At 48.5% G+C, this 20,975-nt stretch carries 16 protein-coding genes; 15 read left to right on the top strand and 1 reads right to left on the bottom strand.

The genetic code is table 11. The features are described 5' to 3' along the window. Nucleotides 1–174: 174 nt before the first annotated feature. The 10 genes from ACQ5BJ_RS17115 (at nucleotide 175) to glnA (ending at nucleotide 13,016) form a co-directional block, all read left to right on the top strand. Nucleotides 175–1,092 carry a YitT family protein gene (locus ACQ5BJ_RS17115; protein WP_005544697.1) on the top strand — a complete coding sequence of 306 codons (918 nt, stop codon included), beginning with the start codon at nucleotides 175–177 and terminating at the stop codon, nucleotides 1,090–1,092. A 460-nt stretch (nucleotides 1,093–1,552) separates the two neighbouring features. Further along, the gene (gene argC, locus ACQ5BJ_RS17110) at nucleotides 1,553–2,611 is read left to right on the top strand and encodes an N-acetyl-gamma-glutamyl-phosphate reductase (RefSeq protein ID WP_262866531.1); all 1,059 of its coding nucleotides are present in this window, start codon (nucleotides 1,553–1,555) and stop codon (nucleotides 2,609–2,611) included. Nucleotides 2,612–2,698: 87 nt separating this feature from the next. Beyond that, a complete protein-coding gene (gene argJ, locus ACQ5BJ_RS17105; RefSeq protein WP_005544694.1) occupies nucleotides 2,699–3,952 on the top strand; it encodes a bifunctional ornithine acetyltransferase/N-acetylglutamate synthase in 1,254 nt (417 codons plus the stop codon). A 218-nt stretch (nucleotides 3,953–4,170) separates the two neighbouring features. Further along, nucleotides 4,171–5,013, top strand: a complete 843-nt coding sequence (gene argB / locus ACQ5BJ_RS17100; RefSeq protein WP_430111675.1) for an acetylglutamate kinase — start codon at nucleotides 4,171–4,173, stop codon at nucleotides 5,011–5,013. Between the two features lie 153 nt (nucleotides 5,014–5,166). Continuing rightward, on the top strand, nucleotides 5,167–6,372 hold the full coding sequence (locus ACQ5BJ_RS17095) for an acetylornithine transaminase (RefSeq protein WP_005544692.1): 1,206 nt from the start codon (nucleotides 5,167–5,169) through the stop codon (nucleotides 6,370–6,372). A 64-nt stretch (nucleotides 6,373–6,436) separates the two neighbouring features. Further along, a complete protein-coding gene (argF, locus tag ACQ5BJ_RS17090) occupies nucleotides 6,437–7,390 on the top strand; it encodes an ornithine carbamoyltransferase (RefSeq protein ID WP_005544690.1) in 954 nt (317 codons plus the stop codon). Between the two features lie 50 nt (nucleotides 7,391–7,440). Then, entirely contained in the window at nucleotides 7,441–8,712 is a 1,272-nt protein-coding gene (locus ACQ5BJ_RS17085; protein WP_430111673.1) for an argininosuccinate synthase, read from the top strand. A 20-nt stretch (nucleotides 8,713–8,732) separates the two neighbouring features. After that, on the top strand, nucleotides 8,733–10,145 hold the full coding sequence (gene argH, locus ACQ5BJ_RS17080) for an argininosuccinate lyase (protein ID WP_430111671.1): 1,413 nt from the start codon (nucleotides 8,733–8,735) through the stop codon (nucleotides 10,143–10,145). Between the two features lie 286 nt (nucleotides 10,146–10,431). Then, on the top strand, nucleotides 10,432–11,607 hold the full coding sequence (locus tag ACQ5BJ_RS17075) for a KamA family radical SAM protein (protein WP_430111669.1): 1,176 nt from the start codon (nucleotides 10,432–10,434) through the stop codon (nucleotides 11,605–11,607). After that, nucleotides 11,607–13,016 (top strand): type I glutamate--ammonia ligase, encoded by a 1,410-nt coding sequence (gene glnA, locus ACQ5BJ_RS17070; protein ID WP_430111667.1) that lies wholly within the window; start codon nucleotides 11,607–11,609, stop codon nucleotides 13,014–13,016. The genes ACQ5BJ_RS17075 and glnA overlap by 1 nt, the downstream gene beginning before the upstream one ends. Before the next feature lie 96 nt (nucleotides 13,017–13,112). Here glnA and ACQ5BJ_RS17065 read toward each other — a convergent pair whose 3' ends face one another. Beyond that, complete coding sequence (locus tag ACQ5BJ_RS17065) at nucleotides 13,113–14,546, bottom strand: VanW family protein (protein ID WP_430111665.1); 1,434 nt, start codon at nucleotides 14,544–14,546, stop codon at nucleotides 13,113–13,115. 359 nt (nucleotides 14,547–14,905) lie between these two features. Here ACQ5BJ_RS17065 and ftsE point away from each other — a divergent pair, with 359 nt between their 5' ends. The 5 genes from ftsE to ACQ5BJ_RS17040 all read left to right on the top strand — a co-directional run bounded on the left by ftsE (nucleotide 14,906) and on the right by ACQ5BJ_RS17040 (nucleotide 20,973). Continuing rightward, nucleotides 14,906–15,592, top strand: a complete 687-nt coding sequence (gene ftsE, locus ACQ5BJ_RS17060; RefSeq protein WP_005544679.1) for a cell division ATP-binding protein FtsE — start codon at nucleotides 14,906–14,908, stop codon at nucleotides 15,590–15,592. Further along, a complete protein-coding gene (ftsX, locus tag ACQ5BJ_RS17055; protein WP_005544677.1) occupies nucleotides 15,582–16,493 on the top strand; it encodes a permease-like cell division protein FtsX in 912 nt (303 codons plus the stop codon). The genes ftsE and ftsX overlap by 11 nt, the downstream gene beginning before the upstream one ends. Before the next feature lie 63 nt (nucleotides 16,494–16,556). Further along, nucleotides 16,557–17,792: a murein hydrolase activator EnvC family protein gene (locus ACQ5BJ_RS17050; protein WP_005544675.1), complete on the top strand. Its 1,236-nt coding sequence runs from the start codon at nucleotides 16,557–16,559 to the stop codon at nucleotides 17,790–17,792. A gap of 82 nt (nucleotides 17,793–17,874) precedes the next feature. Next, nucleotides 17,875–19,311, top strand: a complete 1,437-nt coding sequence (locus ACQ5BJ_RS17045; RefSeq protein WP_005544673.1) for a S41 family peptidase — start codon at nucleotides 17,875–17,877, stop codon at nucleotides 19,309–19,311. Between the two features lie 279 nt (nucleotides 19,312–19,590). Further along, entirely contained in the window at nucleotides 19,591–20,973 is a 1,383-nt protein-coding gene (locus ACQ5BJ_RS17040; RefSeq protein WP_268599110.1) for a PDZ domain-containing protein, read from the top strand. Nucleotides 20,974–20,975: the final 2 nt, after the last annotated feature.

Genomic DNA, 20,975 nt, shown 5'->3' with positions numbered 1-20,975 from the left:
TCTTTGATCGGGGCAGGTTTTTTGTTGTGCTTGAATGCTTTACCATGCTAGAGAATGAGCATAATAAGACAGATTCACAGAGCAGACGGCTGACAGCATGCAGTACCAATATACTGTTCATTCAACCGATTCGTTCTGGCACTATCATATTGGTAATACGAAGGAGAACACAGTATGCCTCATACATCGGATTCATCTACATCTGAACTGAAAAAGCCTCGGCGCAGCGCCGATGGCTTGCTGGTACCGTACAATCATCCCATGCGAGCAGTAATGGATTACGGCCTTCTTTTCCTCGGAGCCTTCATTATGGCGCTTACGTTCAATACATTAATGCTGCCAAATAAGATTGCTTCAGGAGGCATATCAGGCCTCTCTATCGTACTGGAGAATCAATTTGGGTGGAATCCGGCGATCACGCAGTATGCCTTCAACATCCCGCTCTTTATCTTAGGCGTGTGCTTGCTTGGCAAGCAGTTCGGCATACGGACTTTAATAGGCTCCGTTTCCTTGCCGACCTTTATCTATCTGACACAGCATGTAGGGCCGGCAACGGACAATCCACTGCTTGCTGCTATATTTGGCGGTATTGGCATCGGTCTTGGCTTAGGCATTGTTTTCCGCGGTCGTGGATCTACAGGGGGCAATGCCATAACGGCGCAACTGCTTAGTACGTTCGGGAAAATCAATATAGCGCTGGCGGTTGCCATTTGTGACGGTGTTATCATTTTGCTGGCGGGCTTCATGCTTTCCTTTGAAAGTGCCATGTACGCACTCATCGGATTGTTTGTAACAAGCAAAACAATTGATGTGGTGCAAGTAGGTTTAGGCTATACAAAGGTTGCATTCATCATTAGTGATGATTCGGATAAAATTGCAGATGCGATTCTCCATGATCTTGATCGAGGATTAACGAAGCTGCAAGGCGAAGGCGGTTATACTGGGGAAGGACGAACTGTACTGATGGTTGTTGTCGGACAGAGTGAGGTTTATAAACTGAAAGCGATCGTCCGCTCCGTAGATTCACAAGCGTTCGTCATTATTAGTGATACAAATGAAGTACTTGGAGAAGGCTTTAAGATCCAAGCGTAATTTATAAGTGGAATGCTATGCATGCCTCTGTTACAGAATGCATAGCTTGCATAAGTTGTACGATTTTATTCATAAAACGTGGTTTCCTCCTGCATATCATGCTGTAAGTGAATGCGGTCGAATCCGCGTTTTTTTATTTGTTTGAAAAGAACCTCATACTTTTAATGACCATACGTAGTAGCCATAAACCCCTTTATACCAAGCGTTTTATCCCGTTGTAATCCCTCTCGCATAGATACATTCTATTTGCTCTTTTCATAAATATCATGAAATTTCATGGAAAACCGTTGTATTTATATAAATACAGTCGTATAATGATACATAATTATTCATGAGGAATCATTTTCCTAGACGTGTCATTGTTTTTGAAGCCAGTAGCAGCAGCCGTAAATCGTATATCGAACGTTGCGAAATCATGCTATTGCCTACGCAACAGTAGCGAGGAATGGAGAGAATGAAAATGAATCAAGAGAAGCATGTACGAGCAGCCATTGTCGGCTCAACAGGCTATGGCGGTGTTGAACTTATCCGGTTGTTACTGAATCATCCGAATGTCACCATCACATCAGTCATTTCGGCTTCGAGTGCAGGGGCTCCAATCGCAGAGGGATATCCGCATTTGAATGAAGTGATGTGCGATACGCTGGACGGAGTCGATGTGGAGGAGATGCGAAGGAAGGCGGATGTTGTGTTTACCGCAACCCCTTCGGGTGTGAGCGGACAGCTGGTGCCGAAGCTGCTGGAGGCAGGACTCGCCGTCATTGATTTATCTGGGGACTTCCGCATTAAGGATGGCGAGTTGTACAGCGCGTGGTATAAGCACTCTGCTCCTCCGGCTGAGCTGTTAGCTGAAGCAAAGTATGGATTGTGCGAGATGTACCAGAAACCGTATGTAGCGGGGTGCAAGTTCATTTCCAATCCGGGCTGTTATCCGACAGCAACCCTGCTCGGGCTCATTCCGGCATTGCAGGCAGGATGGATTCAGCCTAACACTCTCATTATTGACGCAAAATCTGGCATATCCGGAGCGGGTCGGGGCGTGAACTTAGGTGTCCATTACGCTGAGATTAATGAAAACTTCAAAGCTTATAAAGTCAACAAGCATCAGCATATTCCAGAGATTGAGCAGGTGCTTAGCGAGGTTGCGCAGAACCCGGTTACGGTGACGTTTACTACACACTTGACGCCGATGACTCGTGGCATTATGTGTACGATGTATGCATCGCTTGCAGGCACATTTATTGAAGAGGACTTTATATCTCTTTATCAAGAATATTATGCAGGTCGGAGGTTTGTGCGCATACGTCCACAAGGACAATGGCCGGCGACGAAAGAAGTGTTCGGCTCGAACTTTTGTGATATTGGATTTGCCGTAGATCAGAGAACGAATCGCGTAACGATTATTTCGGTCATTGACAACGTGGTCAAGGGAGCGGCAGGTCAAGCAATACAAAATTTAAATCATATGATGGGCTGGGAAGAGACGGCAGGGCTAATGCTCACGCCAGTGTACCCGTAATGTGAACATAGAAATGTGAGAAGCGGAGCAGAAGGATCAAATCTCCTTGATATAGATGTACGACTTTGAAAAAGAAGAAGGTAGATAATGATGCAAACGCAGGTAGTACATGCGAAAGAGACGCAATTATTCGATATCATTGACGGTTCAGTAACCACTCCGCTTGGATTTCGGGCCAGCGGGCTGCATTGCGGATTGAAGAAAACGGCGCGCAATGATTTAGGAGCAATCGTCTGCGACGTTCCAGCTATTGCTGCTGCGGTATATACGACAAATGTATTCCAAGCAGCACCGCTTGCCGTGACGAGGGCGAGTTTGGAGGAGGAAGGCAAGCTGCAGGCCATTATCGTGAACAGCGGCAACGCAAATGCTTGTACGGGCAAGCAAGGCGAGGCGGATGCATACCGGATGCGCAGCGCATTTGCAGAGCAGCTTGGCATTGCGCCGCATTACGTAGCAGTTGCTTCCACAGGCGTTATCGGTGAGGCGTTGAAAATGGAATGTGTGGAGCAAGGCATTATGAAGCTTCCTGAGCAGTTGACTCCTCTTGCCGAGGGCGCAGAACAGTTTTCGCAAGCGATCTTGACGACGGATCTCGTCAAGAAGGAAGCTTGTGCGGTTCTAACTGTTAATGGCAAGCAAGTCACGGTTGCGGGTTGTGCGAAGGGATCGGGAATGATTCATCCGAATATGGCAACAATGCTCGGCTTCGTAACGACGGATGCAGCGCTCGAACAAGATACGCTTGCGGGTCTTCTCAGGACGGTGACGAATAAGACATTCAATATGATTACGGTTGATGGAGATACAAGCACGAATGATATGCTTCTTGCAATGGCCAGTGGAATGGCAGGTAATGAACCGTTCACAGAACAGCATGAAGCGTGGCCGGCATTTGCTGCGGCATTTCAATATGTGTGTGAACAGCTGGCTAAGGCCATCGCGCGAGATGGTGAAGGGGCGACTAAGCTGATTGAGGTGCGGGTATCTGGTGCTTTGTCTGATGAATCTGCTAGTGCTATTGCCAAATCGATTGTCGGATCAAGTCTCGTGAAATCTGCTGTATATGGTTCAGATGCAAACTGGGGCCGAGTCATTGCAGCAGTTGGTTATGCAGGCCAGCCTGTAAACCCCGAGACAGTGGATATTCATATGGGATCAATTATGGTGCTGCAGCAGTCGACGCCGGTTGTATTTGACGAAGCGGCGGCGCTTGCGTATTTAAAGGGCGATACGGTGGTTTTCCAAGTGGATTTACATATGGGATCTGGGGAAGCCAAAGCATGGGGCTGCGATTTGACGTATGACTACGTGCGCATTAATGCAGCGTATCGGACATAGTACGCAAATAAGTATCGAGTATGAGATCGTTATAGCTTGCAGACGGCAGTTGGGTCAGCAGTACAGCACGGCTATAGAAGCGGTAAGAACCTCTCATTGCAGTGCAAAGGAAATGAAGAATAGGAGAGAAACAGCGGACGGAAGGTCGAACGCCAAAGTAAAGCATGACAAGGCGTCGTAAGACGTAACGATAGAGCGGGGAGGTTCAGCGGAGGGATATGGCAGCGACAGAAACTCAGGGTAATGTGCAGTCATCAGCCACAGCTGTGAAACTGTTCGTAATGAAATGCGGAGGAAGTACGCTGGCTGCATTGCCAGACTCGTTCTATGAACAGCTTCAGCAGTTGCAGGAAGAAGGCACCGTGCCTGTTATTGTACATGGTGGAGGGCCAGCGATTTCAGGCATGCTGGATAAGCTCGGCATTGAATCGGAATTTATAGGCGGTCTTCGCAAGACTGATGAAGCCGTGTTGGATGTCGTCGAAATGGTGCTTGCCGGACAGATCAACAAGCAAATTGTGCGTCGCTTGATGCAAGTGGGAGCCAATGCAATTGGCTTGTCAGGAACGGATGGCGGACTCATTCAATCGGAACCAGTATCCAACGTGGATCAGGTGGGTTATGTCGGGGATGTTATTCAAGTTCGAGCAGCCTTGCTCACTGGATTAATCGACATGAATTATATGCCTGTTATCGCGCCAATTGGACTTGATGGCACGGGTCAACGCTACAATATTAATGCGGATACGGCAGCAGGTGCTGTTGCAGCTCATCTCGGAGCCGAACAATTGATTGTCGTGACAGATGTGCCGGGCATTATGAGAAATACACCGGAAGGCAAGGTTGTGCTTCCAATCGTTACGACTGTAGACATTGAAGCGATGATAGCTAGCGGAGAAATATATGGAGGCATGATTCCGAAGGTGCAGGCCGCTATGAAGTGCTTGGAGGGTGGCGTGCAGGAGGTTGTTATTGCAGACGGGGCAGAATCTGATGTGCTGCGTCGCTTGATGGCAGGGGAGCCGATTGGAACTCGGATTGTTAGTGCAGCAGGAGTATAGGCATAGAACAATCTAACTATCATTCTGCAGAACATTCAATAGATTGAGATTGGGGCAAGCAGCACGAGAAACATAAATAATAATCGCAGAGATGTACTCAAGAGACTTACTACAATCGTATACAAATCGAATGAAGGGGTGGAGACAATGACGATGAATGTAGATGCCGGGAAGAGAACGAATGCTTTGTTCCCAACATATGCCCGCTATCCAATTGCACTGGTGAAGGGACAGGGCAGTCGGGTATGGGACGATGAAGGAACTTGCTACTTGGATTTCATGAGCGGCATAGCCGTAACGAACTTAGGACATGTGCCGGAGCGAGTTAAGGTGCGTGTACAAGAACAACTGGATACGTTATGGCACGCTTCGAACTTGTTCCATATCCCTCAGCAAGAACAGGCTGCAGAGCTTCTGACCGCTCACACTTGTGCGGATGCTGTGTTCTTTTGCAATAGTGGGGCGGAAGCGAATGAGGCCGCTATTAAACTGGCGCGCCGCTATCAGACTGTAGTCGCTAAGACAGGGCGGTCGGAAATTATAACATTCCATCAATCTTTCCATGGTCGTACGCTGGCGACGCTGACGGCTACTGGGCAAGACAAGGTGAAGGAGGGATTTGCTCCGCTTCCGGGAGGATTCCGGTATGTGCCGTTTAACGATATCGCAGCGTTGAAGGCCGCAATCAATGACAGTACGGCAGCAATTATGCTTGAAATCGTGCAGGCGGAAGGCGGCGTTTTCCCGATTAAGGCGGCATTTGCCCAAGAAGTGGCCGAACTGTGCAACGAGCATGGACTTTTACTTATCGTGGATGAGGTTCAAACGGGCATGGGGCGCACGGGAGCGCTGTTCGCCTATGAGCATTACGGCTTGCAGCCGGATATATTTACTGTAGCCAAAGGACTCGGCAGCGGTTTCCCTGTAGGGGCAATGCTGGCGCAGGAGCATGTAAGGGCAGCGTTCAGTGCAGGCACGCATGGTTCGACCTTCGGCGGTAATCCGCTTGCGATGTCTGCAGTTGTGGGTACGCTGGAAACGATGCTAGAGGAGAAGGTGGCGCAGCGGGCAGCGGAAAAGGGAACGTCCTTGCTCAACGCACTGCGTGTGAAGCTGAGTGATGTTCCGCTCGTGAAGGATATACGCGGACTCGGTCTTCTCGTTGGCATCGAATGCAGTGAGCCTGTAGCAGATTTGATTAAGGACGCCCAGCAAGCTGGACTGTTATTTCTTAGTGCAGGGCCTAATGTCATTCGCCTGCTGCCGAACTTATTGGTCACAGACGAGGAGATTGAAGAGGCAGTATCAATTATCCATGAGGTATTAGCGAAACGCTCAGAGGTTGTTGTACCTGTATAGATGGTAAGCAATCGTAAGCACAGATGAAGCGGGAAGACAGAGAAAATATACGGAGGTGGCCTTGATGGCAATAACAGCAACGACAATTGATTTGCGCGGTCGCGATTTTATCGCACTCGCTGACTATACGAAGGAAGAACTGCACTATTTGATCGATTTTGCAATCGAATTGAAGCGGAAGCAGAAGGCAGGCGAGGTGTATCACCCGCTGAAGGGGAAAACACTCGGCATGATTTTTGAAAAATCGTCTACACGCACGCGTGTATCGTTCGAAGTCGGCATGTATCAGTTGGGCGGTCAGGCTTTGTTTTTGAGCAAAAATGACCTGCAGATCGGACGTGGCGAGCCGATATGGGATACGGCTCAGGTGTTGTCCCGCTATGTAGACGGCATTATGATTCGTACCTTCGCTCATCGCACCGTCATTGATCTGGCTCGTGGCGCTACTGTACCTGTCATTAACGGACTGACGGATATGAATCATCCATGCCAAGTTCTTGCGGATTTCCAGACTGTCTATGAGAAAAAAGGGATGCTACAGGGCTTGAAGCTGGCGTACATCGGCGATGGCAACAATATGGCGCATTCCTTGCTCATGGGAGCAAGTAAGCTGGGCATGCATGTAGCTGTTGCATCGCCTAAAGGCTATATGCCGGATGCGGATATTATAAAGCAATGCCACGAGCAGGCGCAGCAATCAGGCTCTCACGTGCTCATCACGAACGATCCGAAGGAAGCAATCGCCAATGCAGATGTAGTCTATACAGATGTATGGGCAAGCATGGGATTCGAGATGGAGCAGTTGAAGCGTGAGCAAGCGTTCCGCGGTTTCCAGGTAAATGAGGAGCTTGCTCGGTATGCGAAGCCGGATTATATTTTCCTCCACTGCCTGCCGGCGCATCGCGGCGAAGAAGTAAGCGAAGGCGTTATCGATGGCAAGCACTCGGTTATTTTCGATCAAGCGGAGAATCGATTGCATGCACAGAAAGCGATTATGGCTTCAATTATGGGGGCGTAAATAACCGAATTGACTTCACTTTGAACTGCACATTGAACGGGGGAATTGTCGTGGCAAAGAACAAAATTGTGCTGGCCTATTCAGGCGGCTTAGATACATCCGTCATCCTAACATGGTTGAAAGAAACCTATGATGCAGAAATTATCACCTTCACAGCAGACATTGGACAGAAGGAAGAGCTGGATGGACTTGAGGAAAAAGCGATTGCAACAGGCGCATCCAAAGTCTATATTGACGATTTGCGCGCTGAGTTCGCGCAGGACTTCATTTTTCCGATGTTCCAGGCGGGAGCGCTGTATGAAGGGCAATATTTGCTTGGCACGAGCATCGCGCGTCCGCTCATTGCAAAGCGGATGATTGAGATTGCACGCCTTGAAGGCGCAACGGCAATAGCGCATGGTGCAACTGGCAAAGGGAATGACCAAGTGCGCTTCGAATTGACTGCGGCGGCTCTTGCTCCCGATATTCAAGTAATAGCGCCATGGCGTTCTGAGCAATTCCGTGCGCAATTCCCAGGTCGTGCAGAGATGATTGCTTATGCGGAGCAGCACGGTATTCCGGTGCAGGCTTCTGCAGCGAAGCCATACTCGATGGATCGCAACCTGCTCCATATCAGCTTCGAGAGTGGTATGCTCGAGGATCCGTGGTTCGATGCAACGGCAGATGCGAATAAAGGCATGTATGTGTTAACCGTATCTCCTGAGGAAGCGCCGAACGAATCAGAGCTTGTCGAGTTGACTTTTGAAAAAGGGAACTGTACTGCGATCAACGGTGAGTTCATGTCGCCATTACAGGTAATGGAATCGTTGAATGAGCTTGGCGGCAAGCATGGCGTTGGCCGTGTCGATATGGTAGAGAACCGCTTCGTCGGGATGAAGAGCCGCGGCGTCTATGAGACACCGGGCGGCACCATCTTATTTACAGCTCATCGCATTATGGAATCGTTGACGATGGATCGTGAAGTGATGCACATACGCGACTCGCTCATTCCGAAGTACAGTGCGGCAGTATACAACGGATTCTGGTTCGCTCCTGAGCGGCTTGCAATCCAAGCGCTTGTTGGCGAAAGCCAGAGGCATGTGACAGGAACAGTACGTTTGAAGCTATACAAGGGCAATGTTATGGGCGCGGGCGTACAAAGCCCGGTCAGCTTGTATAATCCAGATATTGCGACTATGGAGGCAGATCCGTCTCAAGCTTACGATCAGAACGATGCAACAGGCTTCATCCACTTGAATGCGCTGCGTCTGAAGGTCGCTGCCGGCGTACACGGCACGAAGGTTCATGGAGCGGGTGCTTCCTTGCAAGAAACGGGCGTGTAATACAGGAAGGGGAGAGCAGCGTGAGCAAACTATGGGGCGGTCGATTTACAAAGCAGACGGATCAACTCGTCGAACAATATACAGCTTCGATTACTTTTGACAAAGTGATGGCAGAAGAGGACATTCAAGGCAGTCTGGCTCACGTAGCGATGCTGGGAGCCTGCGGCATTTTGCCGCAGGAGGATGTGGATACAATCACAGATGGGCTTCATCAGGTGGCGGGTATGATCCGTCGCGGAGAATTGGATTACTCGATATCCGATGAAGACATTCATATGAATATTGAAAAAGCGTTGATTGAATTGATTGGCCCGATTGGCGGCAAGCTTCACACTGGAAGAAGCCGTAACGACCAGGTTGCAACTGACATGCATTTGTATTTGCGTAAACGTGTCGTTACTTTTGTTGAATTGCTTGTGAAGTTGCAGGAAGCGCTAATTGCACAGGCGAAAGAGAACGTGGAAACGATTGTTCCCGGCTATACGCATTTGCAGCGCGCGCAGCCGATCCTGTTCGCCCATCATCTGATGGCGTATGTGTCGATGTTTGAGCGTGACATTGAACGACTGATGGACAGCTACAAGCGGATTGATATGCTGCCGCTTGGAGCAGGAGCGCTTGCAGGCACGACCTTTGCTATCGATCGCCATTATACGGCGAAGCAGTTAGGCTTTAGCCGTGTATATGAGAACAGTCTCGATGCGGTAAGCGACCGTGACTTTATCGTGGAGTTTCTGTCGAATGCCTCGCTCATTATGATGCATTTATCACGCTTCTGCGAAGAACTGGTACTATGGTCGAGTACAGAATTCCAGTTTGTTGAGCTGGATGATGCCTTCTGTACTGGCTCCAGCATTATGCCGCAGAAGAAGAACCCGGATGTCGCAGAGCTTGTTCGCGGGAAGACAGGAAGGGTATACGGCCATCTCATGAGCATGCTGACAGTGCTCAAGGCACTGCCGCTGGCTTACAACAAGGATATGCAGGAAGACAAGGAAGGCATGTTCGATACAGTGGATACACTGAACGGCGCACTTCGCCTCTTCACTCCGATGGTTGCTTCGATGAAGGTGAACCGCGGACGGATGCGTGAAGCGGTACGTCAGGATTTCTCCAATGCGACGGACATTGCGGATTTTCTTGTAGGCAAGGGCTTGCCGTTCCGGCAGGCGCATGAAGTGATTGGCAAGACGGTGCTGTATTGTATTGAGCAAAACAAATACTTGCTTGATTTAACACTGGAAGAGTTCAAACAATTTTCGGAGCTGTTCGATGATCGGATTTATGCTGTGCTTCAGCCAGAGCAAGTCGTCAATGCGCGCAATGTGTACGGAGGAACGGCAACAGTTCAGGTAGAGGCTGCGATTCAGCGAGCAGAGGAAGCAATAGCGCAGAAGGCAGTATGGATTGAGTCGAATGGAGCTATTATGTAAGTTTAGGAGACCGAAGCGGGCAGTATGAAACCTTGCTGGATTTTTACATGCGTCAACTAGGCTTGATAGAGGGATTCATTAGCATAAAAAGAGGAGAGCAGTGCGCGTTAATAGCGTCCCGTGAGGCGCTGACGCGCTTGCTCTTTTTTTGTGAAAAATCAGTGACATTCCTGCTCAGGTGGACAGACTAAGCCACTCAGTGTTTGCCTGAATATGTAAATATGTGTATAATAAAGAGAGGTGCACATGTGCACTTATATTCAAAATTTTATAAGGAGGAATGCCAATGCCTCAGCCGAAGTACGTCACCGATATCGACAAGGTTACCCAGTTACCCGAGACGGAAAGGAAACGGCTTAAGCAAATTACCGAGAAATTTGTATTCCGCGTCAATGATTATTATTTGAACCTCATTGATTGGAAAGACCCCAATGACCCGATTCGGAAGCTTGTCATCCCGAATACAGGGGAACTGAAAGAGTATGGACGATGGGACGCCTCGGATGAGGATACGAACTACGTGGTTCCTGGCTGCCAGCACAAGTATTCATCTACCGCCCTATTAATTGTATCAGAGGTATGCGGCGCTTATTGCCGATACTGCTTCCGCAAGCGACTTTTCCGTAACGATGTCCAAGAAGCGATGTCCGATGTAAATCCAGGACTCTCCTACATTGCCGAACACCCCGAGATTAATAATGTCCTGCTCACTGGCGGAGACAGCCTAATTTTAGCCACACCGAAGCTAAGAAAGATATTGCAGCGTCTGCGTGATATCCCGCACGTCAAGATCATCCGATTAGGTTCCAAGCTGCCCGTCTTCAATCCAATGCGCATTTATGAAGACGAATTGTTGCTGGAGACAATCCGGGAATTTTCCACACCTGACCACCGGATTTATGTAATGGCCCATATTAACCACCCTCGTGAAATTACAGAAGAAGCGAAGCGCGGATTTCAGGCGCTGCATGATGCTGGGGCAATTGTGGTCAACCAAACACCGGTACTTAGAGGCATCAATGACGATGCTGAAGTGCTGGGCGAACTGCTGGATAAGCTGTCATGGGCGGGGGTAACTCCTTATTATTTCTTTATTAATCGGCCGGTCGCTGGAAATAGTGAATTTGTCCTCTCGTTGAAGGAGGCGTACCAGCTCGTAGAAGAAGCGAAGGCGAAGACGTCGGGTCTTGGCAAGCGAGTTCGATTGTCCATGAGCCATACATCCGGCAAAATTGAAATATTGGCAATTGAGAATGGAAAGGCATTTCTGAAATATCATCAATCCCGAGAAGGAAATTACGGCAAATTCATGATACTAGATTGTCCGGATGATGCCGCATGGTTCGATGACCTGCCCGGCAATGAGCAGTTTTGGACGCCTCCGCGCAAAAAATCCCAAGATATCGTTTCTGTAAATACACTTCCAGATGTGCCGCAACAGCGAACGAGGAGGGATGCGTAATGCAACGTTCTGTACCATCGTCGGATTGTACAGCTTCATCTGAACTCCTAGCTGGATCAAGCCCATGCGAAGATGTTCCCCTCATTCAATCTGGAGACGAAGTCGTTGAATGGATGCATCAGCATGCTGTAGAGTATTTGCGTTTGCAATTTACGGACTTGTTCGGCAAGGTAAAGCAGCTTGTCATCCATCGTGATGAAGCGGGAGCTGCCTTTAAAGGGAAGATGATGTTTGACGGTTCTTCGGTCACAGGGTACGGCGGTGTAGATCAATCCGATCTCGCCTTGCATCCGGATCCAACTTCATTCCATGTGGATACTTGGCACGACTCCACATACGGTACTATAGCATCTTTCTTTTGTGATGTCCGCTTGCCGGATGGCAGCCGCGCGCAGGGGTGTACCCGGAGTATGCTGAAAGAAGTGCTGCAGGAAGCGAAGGAATTGGGTTATTCCTATTACATCGGGGTAGAGGGCGAATTTTTCCTCTATCCTCTAAGTGAACGGGGAATACCAATTGTCACGCCTCATGACGAAGGTGGATATTGTGATCTATTCCCTCAAGATCGCGGGGAGAATGTAAGATTTGAATTATTGCAGGAGATGAGGAAGCAAGGCTTCCAAATCGAGGCGTCTCATCATGAAGTGGCTCCAGGCCAGCACGAGATCAACTTTCGCTTCGGTGAAGCGCTTAGGGCCGCCGATCGGTGGCAAATGTTCAAGCTGCTGACGAAGCGAGTGGCAAATCAACATGGCCTTCATGCTACATTCATGCCGAAGCCGATGAGCGGTCAGAATGGCAACGCCCTTCATTGCAACCAATCTTTGCAGGATGATGCGAAGTGTAATGTGTTCTATGATCCGCAAGCACCATCCAAGATGAGTGACATTGCTCTCTATTTTATAGCCGGTTTGCTGCATCACGCAAAAGGAATGTCTGCCATTGCGAACCCGGTAGTTAATTCTTATAAACGTTTGATGCCAGGCTATGAAGCACCGACTCATCTAACTTGGTCTGAAAACAATCGTTCGGCAATGATCCGAATTCCTGCGGCACGAGGCAAACAGACGCGAATTGAATATCGTACGCCTGATCCAACTGCTAATCCATATTTACTGTTTGCCGTCATGCTGAAGTCAGGCTTGGAGGGTGTGAAAAAGAGGGAAATGCCTCCTAAGGAGGCGAGTAGGGACATTCATCAAGCGGTAAATAGCACTCCGTATAAATGGGATGCCTACCCCCGGGATTTATTTGAGGCGTTAAGACATATGGAAAAGGATACAATCATCCAGGATATTATGGGTGAGCAGGCATTGAATACGTATATTTCGGTGAAAGAGCAGGAATACAACGAATATGCATCTCAAGTTCATGGTTGGGAGCTTAATTCCTATCTGCGAGTATATTAATAAATTGCATACGAGATCGATATGAACGTAAAAGAGCCCTCATCACAAGTTGATGCAGGGCTCTTTCTCATGAGTTTTGCCTTCGCTTACCTCTATTTAAGATTCATCGTTAAATATTGGCCCATTCACGCCATCCTCTAAGATTGGACTTTGATCCTTCCTCGTAGAAGACTGATCGGAGCCTCCTGTATTCACTGCTATAAGAGTAGGCTGCGGTCTGTACGTATCCACAAACATTTTCTTGCGTTCGACCTCTTTGCCGTTCACCAGCTTAATCCGGTACGATTCCACCGTATACCCTTGCTTTCCGCGCTGAATGGTCTCATGGCTGCCAATAGGCAGGTTTGGATTCTTAACATACTTAATCGTCGGTTCCAACACCTTTAATGTTTTGGTTTCCATTCGATAAGAGACGCCTTTATCCATAGTTCCAAAAAATTTAATAATCAGCCGATCGTTCTCGGCAGCGGTTCGAATCATTAAGTGCTTGCCGGTCGTATTTTTGAAGCGGAAGTTAATATAACCCTGAGAAAAGGTAGCATCCAGTCCAATAGGCAAGTAAGAGACTGGCAGGGAATGATTGCGCCGTTCGACAATTTCTAGCCCGGTGCGAAGCACCGCATTATATAGTGTGCTAGATACTTGGCAGATGCCGCCGCCAATACCGGGTACAAGCTTGCCGTTAAAGATGACGGGAGCTTCCTTGAAGCCGTATTTCTTTTCCGTTTCGGCAATGACTTTATCGTAATCGAAAATTTCACCAGGCTTCAGCACCATATCATGGATCGTTTGTGCAGCCGCATTGACATTATGGGTGCGGCCGTCATCGGCTTGCACAAAGCTTGTAGAGAACTCGATAATTTTTCGTTCAATTCCTTCGGCTTGCAGTGATGCGACCGTAACTGGCGGATTTGTCTTTTGCATCGGGACTTCAAGCGCAATCGTCCGTCCATCATTCCACGTATGCGGGATGGACGCCCGAATCAACTGTTCCAGCTGAACCCGATCGATTCGATAGACTGCTTTCTCGGGAGTATATCGAATGCTGTCGTCTTTGGTGATTTCCCTTTTTGCATTCACGGGCTTGCCAAAGGTTTGCGCCTCCCAATCGGCTGTTAGGCGCTTTGCCCAAACCTCCTTATTCCAGCGGAATTGAAGCGTCCAGGACGTCGAGAAATTGTAGCGGGCTTGGATTCGTTCCCACAGTGAGCCTTCCTTCATTTTGTCGAGTGCGCGCAGTATAGGATCTGCATCATACGTTACACCGAGATCGGCAAGTGTCGTTTGGATGGGTTCAATATTAGTGCCTTTGAAGGAGAGTTCGAACGACGTCCGCTCTAATTCCTTCATTTTATCTTTTAATTGCTCGCGGAAGGTGTCCATGGATTGGGAACCGATATTCCATGTAGACAAGTGTACGTTGGGAGGGATCGTAGACTGTGAAGCATAGCTGTGAGCCCACCCCCAGAGCGCAGTACCTACCAATAAGAGCGAGGCAAGGATAATAAATAGTGCATGGATTTTTTTCACTGCAACAGCCTCCTGCTTATGAAAAAATAAAGAAAAAATCGTCCGTATTCCAAATATGCTTCCAATCCATATAGGCGGAATCGTTCATTTTCATACTATATGCGACTTGCACGCTAAACTTTACTAATGCACTAGGAAACGGAAATGAGAGTTCTTACTATTCCAAAAATACAAAGGGGGACAATTGCGCAGTAATGAGGAAATTTAGAAAGACGCAAATCCGACGGCGATAGCCGCTATATGTAGCTGATTGTGGAGCAATGCGTAAAAAGATGTTGAAATTTCCTTTCTTTTAAAGGAATTGGGGCACTTATGTCGAATGTATATTAGCTGATCTTTTAAACTTAGGGTGTGATCATTTGATAGAAATGCAAGATGTATGGAAAACGTACCAAGACGGCTCTCACGCATTGCGCGGCATATCCGTCCAAATTGATAAGGATGAATTCGTCTACTTGGTCGGACCGTCGGGAGCAGGGAAATCGACGTTCATGAAATTGATCTATAGAGAAGAAGTGCCCACAAAAGGGCAAATTTTCGTAAGTGGATTCAATATCGGCAAGTTGAAGCAGCGCAAAATTCCTTATGTGCGGCGCAATATCGGCGTCGTGTTCCAGGACTTCAGACTTCTGCCGAAGCTGACAGCCTATGAGAATGTTGCTTTTGCCATGGAGGTTATCGAAGCGCCGAAGAAGGTCATTAAGCGCCGTGTACCTGAGGTGCTGGAGCTGGTTGGCTTGAAGCATAAGATGAACAGTCTGCCGGCGCAGTTGTCCGGAGGGGAACAGCAGCGCGTTGCCATAGCTAGAGCTATCGTAAACAATCCTTCCGTGATTGTGGCGGACGAGCCCACGGGGAACCTCGATCCAGAGACATCATGGGGCATTATGAAGCTGCTTGAGGAAATTAATTTCCGCGGCACAACAATCGTCATGGCAACTCACAATAAAGATATCGTCAACTCGATGCGCAAGCGGGTTATTGCAATCGAACAAGGCTTAATTGTACGTGACGAGGCGCGGGGGGAATACGGCTATGATTTTTAATTCACTTACCCGCCATGTCAGAGAAGGAAGCAAGAGCATATTACGCAACGGCTGGATGTCGTTCGCATCGGTTAGCTCCATTGTTATCTCGTTGTTTATTTTAGGTGTGTTCATGCTGTTGTCGCTGAATGTGAATGAAATGACGAAGCAGATTGACAACAAAGTGCAAATCCGAGTTTTCCTTAAGCTTGATGTGACAAAGGAACAGAAGGAGTTGCTCGCTACAGATATCGGCAATATGTCGGAGGTAAGCAAGGTCATCTCGGTTTCCAAGGAAGAAGGCATGAAGATGCTGCAGGAAAACTTGGGCGAGGATGGCAAGGAACTGCTCAACGGCTATACGAAAGAGACGAATCCATTGCCGGATTCCTTCACGGTAGAGGTATATGATCCGGCAACAATTAGCATGGTTGCTAAGAAGATTAATGCCATTAATGATACGAATAGTGCGAAGCCGCTGTGGAAGGTCAATTACGGGAAGGGTACCGTCGACACACTGTTAAAGGTCACGGCAACTGTTCGCAACTTTGGGTTGATCATTGTAGCGGGTTTGGCTGTAACCGCCATGTTTCTTATCTCAAATACGATTAAAGTTACGATTATGGCGCGCCAACGCGAGCTCAGCATTATGAAACTTGTAGGGGCAACCAATTCCTTCATCCGAGGGCCGTTCTTCGTAGAAGGGGCTCTTATAGGGCTGTTAGGCTCATTACTTACAGTTGGAATTCTATTTTACGGATATCAGCAGCTCGTGACGAATTTTGAGCTGGGCTTGCAAATGGTTAAGCTTGTCCCACTTCAGGATGCATGGCTGCTTGTCGGCAGCTCGCTAGTAGCATTGGGCATTTTGATCGGCATGTGGGGAAGTACAATCTCCATTCGTAAATTTTTGAAAGTATAGCGTTATCGTGTAGTGACTGTTTGAGCGCTAGTCCCAATCGGGGAGAATAGGAGGAACATCGGATTGAAACGGGGAACAGATTTTAAAAAGTGGTTCATGTTATTCGCTAGCTTTGCGATTCTCTTCTCAATGGTGCCGCCAACAACGGGACAAGCATCGGAGTTGGATAAGGTCAATCAGCAATTGAAGCAGCTTCAGAACGAGATGCGCCAGGCAGAAAACAAGCAGCAGGAAGCAAAGACTATGAAGGCTGAAGCAACAAAGCTGCTTGGGAAGACGAAGAAGGATATGGACTACCTGCTGTCTGAGATTGATAAAAAAGCAAGTGAGATGGCGAATGTCGCTCATCAAATTGATACTACCGAGCTGAATCTTGCTCAAGCGGCAGATGAGCTGCAAAAAGTGAATAAGCGCATTGAGGATCGTGAAAATTTATTGGATACACGTGTTCGATTAATGTATACGAACGGAGTTGTGTCTTACATAGATGTGTTGTTTAGCGCCACTAGCTTCTCTGACTTCCTTGATCGGTTTGATTCTCTGCAGTCGATTGCGGAGAACGATAAGGAAATCTTGGCGGAGCATAAGCGTGACAAGCAACTGGTTGTGCAGAAAAAGCAAGAAATCGAGACCAACTTGAAGCAAGTAAAGCTGTTGTATGCAAAGCTTGATAATGCGAAGAAAGACTTAATGCTGAAGGAAAAAGAAAAGGAAGTCATGATCGCAAGCTATAACAAGCAGATTGACGAATCGGATGAAGCGAGCGAGGAACAACGCGCGCTGCTTATTGAATTTGCCTCAAAGCGTGCTGATCTTCTTCGGAAGAAGAATGAGCTGATGAAGCCGAAGGAATCGCCTAGACCGAAGCCAAGAAGCAATCCGAGTGCTGCATATTCCGGCGGGCAATTAGCAGTTCCGCTTCATGCCGATTATTATATCTCTTCTGAGTTCGGCTCGCGGAAAGATCCGATCACTGGACGGCAAGGCGCGTTCCATAGTGGGCTGGATATGGCTACGCCTGGAGGAACGGATATTTATGCTGCTGAATCAGGGACGGTTACATTGGCTGAATGGTGGTCAGGATATGGTAATTGTGTCATCATTGATCACGGTAATGGTTTATGGACGTTATACGGTCATATCCGCAATGGGGGCATTAAAGTGAAGAAGGGCGACCAAGTTTCTCGCGGCGACAAGATTGCGGAGGTAGGCGCCACGGGACGCGCGACAGGTAACCACCTGCATTTCGAAGTTCTCGTGAATAAGGAACAGGTTGATCCACGGCCTTACTTGAAATAAAAATGGCAGCTTCGGCATATACTAAAACGAATGTTGTCTGAGCAAGCATACGGAACATAGGGAATACAAAGGCGGTGATTCGATGTCATTCAAAGGGCGGACCGTCGCTCTGTTAGTGGGAGCGGCAATGCTGACAGGCAGTGCCTTAACGTTTACAGTAATGGATTTGCCGATATTTGCGAGTGGTGGACAAGCTGCATCGACAGGCAATGGCTTATCAGCAAGCGAGATGCAGAAGCTGAGCTCGGCGTTAGGCATTATCGAGAATAAATATGTTACCGCCATTGATCGCAACAAGATTGTGAACGGTGCTGTTCACGGCATGATCGCTGCGCTTAACGATCCATATTCCTCCTTTATGGAGAAAGAGGAAGCTGAGCAATTCAATCACAGCATTGAAGGCGCTTTTACTGGTATTGGTGCGGAAGTAACGATGGAGAACGGCGAAGTAACGGTTGTATCTCCTATCAAGGGATCCCCAGCTGAAAAGGCTGGCGTAAAGCCGAAGGATGTGCTTATTTCCGTAAATGGAGAAAGTCTGGAAGGCAAGAGCCTGAATGAAGCCGTAGCGAAAATTCGCGGTCCAAAAGGGACAAAAGCTAAAATCCTCATTAAACGTGCTGGGCAAGCGGCTCCACTTGAGCTCGTTGTCGTTCGGGGTGAGGTCGATATGGAGACCGTATATCCAAAAATGCTTGATGGAAGCATCGGATATATCGAAATTCGCCAATTTTCACTTAACACATTCGAACGCTTCAAGGAAGAACTGGAGAAGCTGGAGAAGCAAGGAATGAAGGGGCTTGTAATCGATGTCCGTAATAATCCGGGCGGCGTGCTCGATATTGTCCAGAAGATGACGGAGCTGTTCGTTCCGGAAGGCAAATCGATTGTGCAAGTGGAGGATCGGAACAAAGAACGCAGCAGCTATGTATCCAAGGGAACAGCGAAACTGAAGCCTTATCCGGTTGCAATGCTGACGAATAAGGGCAGTGCTAGCGCCTCTGAAATTATGGCTAGTGCGCTGAAGGAATCGGCTGGAGCGAAGCTTATCGGTGAGCATACGTTCGGCAAGGGAACCGTACAGACAAGTTATAATTCTGGGGATGGCGGCTTGATCAAGATTACGATTGCGAAATGGCTGACGCCGCAGGGCAATTGGATCCATCAGAAGGGCATTGAACCGGATGTTGCTGTGCAGCAGCCTGATTTCTATTATGTCGCTCCTGTAGCCAAGGATCTAACACTTGCTTTCGATATGAACAATGAGCATGTGAAGAACATTCAGATTATGCTTGACGGGCTTGGTTATAAGCCTGGACGTAAGGATGGCTATTTCTCCAAAGAGACCGAAGCAGCCGTTAAGGCGTTCCAGCAAGCATATAAGTTGAACGTTACAGGCAAGGTAGATGTAAAGACTGGCGAGCAGTTAGAGCAGGCTATTATTAAGGCGATGCGGGATCCGCAAAATGATGCACAGCTGCATAAGGCGGTTGATGTGCTTAAGAAGGAAATCCGCTAAACGCTGTCGAATATAAAGAAGGTCGCAAGCCTCGGCTTCGGCCTTCTTTTTCTTTTGATTGTAAGGTTTAATTTTCGGGTAAATGGATACGTGAACGCATGATGTGCGAGTGTTTATGTTGTAACAAAGGGTGTAAAGAAAGTGGGAATATAGTTTGAATGCAAGATGGTTGGTGAGCTTGAAGGCAAGAAAGGCTGCGTATAGGCAGCAAATAGGTAGCATGTTTGTGAACACAGTTGGAATGCACTGTCTAATTGGTGATGGAGAGGGGCGAATCAAGTGAACCTGCTTATCGATATCGGTGTTCGAGTGGGAGAGGCTCTATTGCAGTGGCTGCTGTCACCATTTTATTGGCTGTCCATTCTTCTTATTGCCTTGCATTATCGCAGGCAGGTCATCCTGGAGCGAAGGTTATTTGCCGTGAAGATGCATAGTTGGATAACCCACACCTGGCATGCTTGGCTTGGTGGCTTGATTGCAGGGATCCTCGTTTCATTCGCTTCGATTGGCCTCGGTGTGACTCTATCGCGTGAAGTCATCATACTGCTATGGATGATTGCGCTCGTGCTGCTGCTTGTACGTGTTCGTTTCCTATGTCTTGCGTATGCAGCGAGCATGCTTGCGCTTATTCAATTTGGATTGAACATCTGGGGGACTGCATGGAATCCGGAAGGCTGGCTTGGAGATGCAGTTGCTTCTGTTCGCGGGATGGACGCGGCAGGTCTGCTGGTGCTTGTTGCTTTGCTGCATGCCGCTGAAGCTGTGCTTATCCGCAAACAGGCAGCGCAAATGGCTGGCCCGATGTTTATAGAGAGCAAACGCGGACGCGTAGTAGGCGCTTATCGCATGCAGAGCATGTGGCCAGTGCCGCTGCTCCTGCTCTTTCCAGCCTCGAGCGATGGAGCAGCCTTGCCTTGGACGCCGCTGTTTGGCGGAGATCTGTGGCAGCAGGGCTGGATGTTAGTTGCATTTCCTGTCGTCGTCGGCTTCTCAGAGCTGACGTTCACGAAGCTTCCGCAGCAGAAGGCTGCGCTAAGCAGCACGCGATTGTTCGCATATGCAGCGCTGCTGCTGGCCGTATCTCTAGCTGCTGCTTGGTGGCCGCCGCTTGTCCCTGTAGCTGCAATTGCTGCGCTGGGGATGCATGAGGGCCTGATATGGCTGAGTCGCAGGGAAGAGGCAGAACATAGTCCGGTGTTCACGCAAGATGCGGGTGGACTTCGCATTTTGGCGGTACTTCCTAAAAGTCCTGCAGCAGAGCTTGGTATCGTGCAGGGTGAAGTCATTGTAAAGGTAAATGGCATTAAGGTGAGGACAAAAGAGGAGTTGCACCAGGCGCTGCGAATGAACGCAGCATTTTGCAAGCTTGAAGTCAACAACTTAGCAGGTGAGGTTCGGTTCCTGCAGAGAGCCATTTACGCAGGCGATCATCATCAACTGGGTGTATTGCTGGCTCCGGATGATCATGTCGAATATGTAGCAGTGACACGGGCGCTATCCTTATTTTCCTTTTTGCGTGTGCCGTGGACTCGTTCCAAGCGCGGGGCGAAGTGCAAGCAGCAAGAGAATGTAGATAGCGGTAGTCAGTCTGCGGACAAGGCAGAAGGCGCTGTGGATGCTGGGAAAGCATCGATCTCTGCAGATGTGGATAATCGGGCATAGCG

Origin of the sequence: Paenibacillus sp. B1-35 (assembly GCF_050474385.1) — a bacterium.
In the GTDB taxonomy this organism is placed as follows: Bacteria; Bacillota; Bacilli; order Paenibacillales; family Paenibacillaceae; genus Paenibacillus_B; species Paenibacillus_B alvei.
The sequence above is the reverse complement of the archived record's forward strand: the minus strand, read 5'-3'. Positions and strand labels throughout refer to the sequence as shown.

Coding starts and splice junctions, on each gene's coding strand:
- ftsX (WP_005544677.1), top strand. CDS start 15,582: ATGATTTTTAATTCACTTACCCGCCATGTCAGAGAAGGAAGCAAGAGC.
- ACQ5BJ_RS17115 (WP_005544697.1), top strand. CDS start 175: ATGCCTCATACATCGGATTCATCTACATCTGAACTGAAAAAGCCTCGG.
- ACQ5BJ_RS17075 (WP_430111669.1), top strand. CDS start 10,432: ATGCCTCAGCCGAAGTACGTCACCGATATCGACAAGGTTACCCAGTTA.
- argC (WP_262866531.1), top strand. CDS start 1,553: ATGAATCAAGAGAAGCATGTACGAGCAGCCATTGTCGGCTCAACAGGC.
- ACQ5BJ_RS17045 (WP_005544673.1), top strand. CDS start 17,875: ATGTCATTCAAAGGGCGGACCGTCGCTCTGTTAGTGGGAGCGGCAATG.
- argF (WP_005544690.1), top strand. CDS start 6,437: ATGGCAATAACAGCAACGACAATTGATTTGCGCGGTCGCGATTTTATC.
- ACQ5BJ_RS17095 (WP_005544692.1), top strand. CDS start 5,167: ATGAATGTAGATGCCGGGAAGAGAACGAATGCTTTGTTCCCAACATAT.
- argJ (WP_005544694.1), top strand. CDS start 2,699: ATGATGCAAACGCAGGTAGTACATGCGAAAGAGACGCAATTATTCGAT.
- glnA (WP_430111667.1), top strand. CDS start 11,607: ATGCAACGTTCTGTACCATCGTCGGATTGTACAGCTTCATCTGAACTC.
- argB (WP_430111675.1), top strand. CDS start 4,171: ATGGCAGCGACAGAAACTCAGGGTAATGTGCAGTCATCAGCCACAGCT.